Here is a 3,994-nt window from a genome sequence, read left to right as displayed (position 1 = left end):
CGTTCGCGAGGCCGTCGTGGCGCACGCGCTGGCCCACCCAGCCTGGGGCCACCGCAAGGTCTGGGCGATGGTCCGCCACGACGGGCACCGGGTCTCCCAGGCCACCGTGCTGCGCCTGCTGCGCGAGGAGGGGCTGCTCCTGCCGGCCGAGTACCAGCGGGAGCGACGCAAGCTCGCCCAGCGGCGCCGGGCGGCGTTCGCCGCCGAGCCCACGGCCCCGAACCAGGTCTGGCAGCTGGACTTCTCCGAGTTCGAGACCACCACGGGAGGGACCTGGCGGATCGCGGCGTGCCGGGACTACTTCTCCAAGTACGAGTTCGACGCCCATGTGTCCTCCACGGCGAACATGCACGATGCGATCGCGGCGATCGAGAAGGCCTTGGCCGAGTCCGAGCAGTTGCTCGGAGCACCCCTGACCGACCACGCGCGGGTCGATCCCGAGACTGGGGAGGTCCTACCGGTGGTGACGATCGTGACGGACAACGGAGGCCCGTTCCGGTCCTTCACCTTCGAGGCGTTCATCGCCGCGCACCCCGAGCTGCACCACGTGCGCACGAAGGCCAGGACCCCGGGGCAGAACGGGTCACGCGAACGCGGGTTCGGCACCCTGAAGTACGAATGGCTCTTCCTCGAGGAGATCGACCACGGCCTGTCCCTGGTCGAGCACGTGGACGCCTACCGCGCCGACTACAACCACGTCCGCCCGCACGAGGCCATCGCCTGGAACCGGCCCGCCGAGGTCCACGCCGGCCTGGCCGACCCGACCATCCCCACCTTCGATCGAGAAGAAATCCTGCCACTTACTTGACGCGGGACACTCCGTGACCGGTTCTACTAGAGGTCAAGGCGTGGTTGCGCCGTGCAGGTGGTGGGTGGCGTAGTACTTCATTGCTGTCGCCAGCCAGCCGGGTAGGGCTGGGTCGACGTCGGCGATCCAGGTCCGTTGTTGGTCGTCGTTGAGGTAGTGATCGGCCAGGGCGCGGTATGCCTCGGCATCCGGTTTCCAGAACTGGGCGATGGCTTCGTGGTGTTCCTCGACGAGCTGTTGGGCGTCCTGGCCATCAGACGGCACCTGGTGTCGCATGAGTCCGGCCATGCGGTGGAGCAAGGCTCGGCTATCGGCGGCTGCTTGTTCGTAGTCGGTCATTTCCCAGCCGTCGGTGGCGGTCTCGACGGCGGCGAAGGTGTGCTCGACTGCTGGGCCGTGGGCGGCCCTGAGCCGGTCCTTCAGCCGAGTGCGGTCGTGGTGGAGGCCGCGGAAGAAGTCCGCAGGTTCCATGGCGTGGGCGCCGGTGAGATCGGTGATCGTGGCCTCGATGGTTTCGATCACGGTGCCCAGACGGTGTTGTTCGGCGAGGATCTGTTCGCGCTGGGCGCGCAGGGCGGTGATCTCGTTGACCTGCCCGTCGATCACCTGCCCGATCTCGCCCAGGGGCACACCCACTTCGCGCAGCAACAGAATGCGCTGCAGACGCAGCAGTTGCTCCCGGCCGTACCAACGGTAGCCATTGGCCCCGATCTCAGCCGGTGCCAGGAGCCCGATGGCGTCGTAGTGGCGCAGGGTCCGGGCGCTGATCCCGGCCATGGTGGCGAGCTGGCTGATGGAGTAGCGCACGCTCCACCGTATCGCCTTGACCTTCTCGTAGCGTCAACTTCTACCGTGAAAGCCATGGCACTGACGATCAATAACGCGAGGATTTTCGACGGCACCACTATGAGCGCCCATGACACGGTGCGCGTGGTGGACGGGCGCATCGAAGCTGTGGGAGGGCCCGAACTGGTGGCCGCCGGGGACACCGTGGTGGAGGCAGGTGGGGCCACCCTGCTGCCCGGGCTCATCGATGCGCACCTGCACCTGCTGCCCGGGACCGCCCACCAGGCGGTGACGTTCGGGGTGACCACCGGGATCGACCAGTTCAGCAAACCTGAGGTGATCACCCCGGTCCTGGCCCGCAACCACCGACCGGGGGTGGCGCAGATCAGGACCTCGAGCATCGGGGCGACCGCCCCAGGTGGGCATCCCACGATGGCCTACGCACCCTTTCCCTACGTCACCGGGCCCTCAGACGCCGCGGCCTTCGTCGCCGACCGCAGGGGAGAGGGGGCGACCCATCTGAAGGTCTTCTACGACGACGGCTCGACCGCCCCGATGCGCATGCCCTCCTTGGATCTGCCCACGGTGGCCGCCCTGGTCCGGGCCGCCCACACGGGCGGGATGCTGGTGGTCGCCCACGTCACCAGTGCCGCGGCTGCCGTCGACGTCGTGGCCCAGGGCGTCGACGTCCTCGCCCACGTGCCGTTCGAGCCGTTGAGCGAGGCCCAGCTGGAGGTCTTGGCCGCATCCCGGATACCGGTGATCGCCACGCTCGGCATCGCCGACGGCTTCCCGGGCCCGGACGGCACCATGCCGCTACTGGGTCAGTCGCGCCTGGCCTCGCGCCTGGGACCGGGATGGACCGGGATGCTCCAGCGCCAGGGGAAGCGGTGGATGCCCCCAGGGGCGCCCGACTTCGCCGCCGCCAGGCGCAACGTGGGGGCCCTGCACGCCCGGGGGGTGCCGATCCTGGCCGGCACCGATGCCCCCAATCCGGGTCTGGTCCACGGGGCGAGCCTGCACCGGGAACTCCAGCACCTCGTGGCCGCCGGGCTGAGCCCGCTGGACGCACTGGCCGCGGCGACCTCCGGCCCGGCGGCCGCCTTCGGTCTTCAGGACCGCGGGGTGATCCGCCCGGGGGCACGGGCCGATCTCGTCCTCGTGGCCGGGCGCCCGGATGAGGACATCACCGCCACCCAGGACATCACCGCCGTATGGAAACAGGGTGTGGCAGTGGATCTGGACGGGTATCGGGGAAGCCCGGAGGAGGAGACCGACCTGGCGGCACTGCAGGCCACCAACGAGAAGATCATCGCCGCCATCCACCAGGTGTGGCCGCAGTTCACCTCCTGACCGCGGCACTCGACCAGCCCCAGCGGACCGATCGAGAAACCGCCGATGAACCCCGTTGCAGTTGGGGTTCCTTTTGGGGCAGCTGTTATTCCGTGGGGCAGGTTCTAGGGGATCTGGGCTGCGGGGGTGTCGCGGGTTTCTGCGGCGGGGTCGCTGTCCTGCCACTGGTTGAGCCGCTCGGCGTCGCACTCGTCGCGGGGGGCGCTGGTCTCGTCGAGGCGCTGAATGGTTAGGCATCCCTCGTCCTCGCCCTGGGGGCCGAGGAGGTGCCAGATGCGGGCTTCGCCGTCGACGACGATGGCCGCTTTGATGGCGGTGTGGTCCGGGAAGAAGTTGTTGGCGGTCTTGTTGGTGTAGTCACCGGCGAGGATCAGGGCCCGGTCGTCGCAGCTCAGCTTCAAGGTCTCGGGGGCTGTGGTGAGGTCCTCGGTCTGCCCTGGGTCCTTGGCGCCTTCGGAGATGGTGCACCCCGGGTCGGGGGTGATCGCGGTGGGCGTGACCTGAGACAGGGGTTCTGGTCTGTCTTGGAGCAGCAGGTTGTCCTCGCACCCGGTGAGGGCCAGGGAGGTGAGAGCGGCAACGGCGAGGCTGAGGACACGGGCGGGTCGCTGCACGGCGGGGGCTCCTTGGCGCATCGAGGATGGGGTGCTGGTCTCCGAGCGGGATGGTACTGGGGGGCTATGGCTGCCAGTTGCCGGTGCGGTCGCCGTGCTGGTGCGCGTAGTCCTTGATGCCGGCGGTGACGCCCTTGCGCACCACCCAATAGAGCAGCGACAAGGTGAGGGCGACCATGAGCAACCAGATGAACAGCCCGAGGAATGCCCCGAAGCCGGCGACGTCCATCACGAGGAACGGCTGCGAGCTTTGCACCCTGCCCGTGCCGTGCGTGTCGGACTGCCGGCACTTGCCCATGCGCGCGAGCTGCGGTCATCGCCGCGGCGTCGGACCCGGGTGTGGCACGGACAGGTCACCGCTGAGCCTGGATGCGCCGACGTTGATTTTCCGGTGAGCTGATCACAGTAAATCCGGCGGTTTCTGGTTTTGGGC

General features: G+C 68.7%; 5 protein-coding genes. 2 read left to right on the top strand and 3 right to left on the bottom strand.

The annotated features are described in order from the left end of the window. Positions 1–808, top strand: an 808-nt coding sequence (locus tag QYM41_RS17390) for an integrase core domain-containing protein (protein WP_368801026.1), incomplete at its 5' end; no start/stop codon positions are given. 33 nt (positions 809–841) lie between these two features. On the opposite strand, the gene QYM41_RS17385 is transcribed toward QYM41_RS17390, so the two are convergent. Further along, a complete protein-coding gene (locus QYM41_RS17385; RefSeq protein ID WP_368801025.1) occupies positions 842–1,615 on the bottom strand; it encodes a MerR family transcriptional regulator in 774 nt (257 codons plus the stop codon). 54 nt (positions 1,616–1,669) lie between these two features. Here QYM41_RS17385 and QYM41_RS17380 point away from each other — a divergent pair, with 54 nt between their 5' ends. Next, positions 1,670–2,947, top strand: a complete 1,278-nt coding sequence (locus QYM41_RS17380) for an amidohydrolase family protein (RefSeq protein WP_368801024.1) — start codon at positions 1,670–1,672, stop codon at positions 2,945–2,947. A gap of 104 nt (positions 2,948–3,051) precedes the next feature. On the opposite strand, the gene QYM41_RS17375 is transcribed toward QYM41_RS17380, so the two are convergent. Both QYM41_RS17375 and QYM41_RS17370 read right to left on the bottom strand, forming a co-directional pair. After that, positions 3,052–3,561: a hypothetical protein gene (locus tag QYM41_RS17375; protein ID WP_368801023.1), complete on the bottom strand. Its 510-nt coding sequence runs from the start codon at positions 3,559–3,561 to the stop codon at positions 3,052–3,054. Between the two features lie 64 nt (positions 3,562–3,625). After that, complete coding sequence (locus tag QYM41_RS17370) at positions 3,626–3,817, bottom strand: hypothetical protein (protein ID WP_368801022.1); 192 nt, start codon at positions 3,815–3,817, stop codon at positions 3,626–3,628. Positions 3,818–3,994 lie beyond the last annotated feature (177 nt).

The sequence above is a fragment of the Kocuria oxytropis genome, from assembly GCF_040981195.1.
Classification (GTDB): Bacteria; Actinomycetota; Actinomycetes; order Actinomycetales; family Micrococcaceae; genus Kocuria; species Kocuria oxytropis.
Note: the sequence above shows the minus strand (reverse complement) of the source record. Positions and strands in the feature narration are given on the sequence as shown.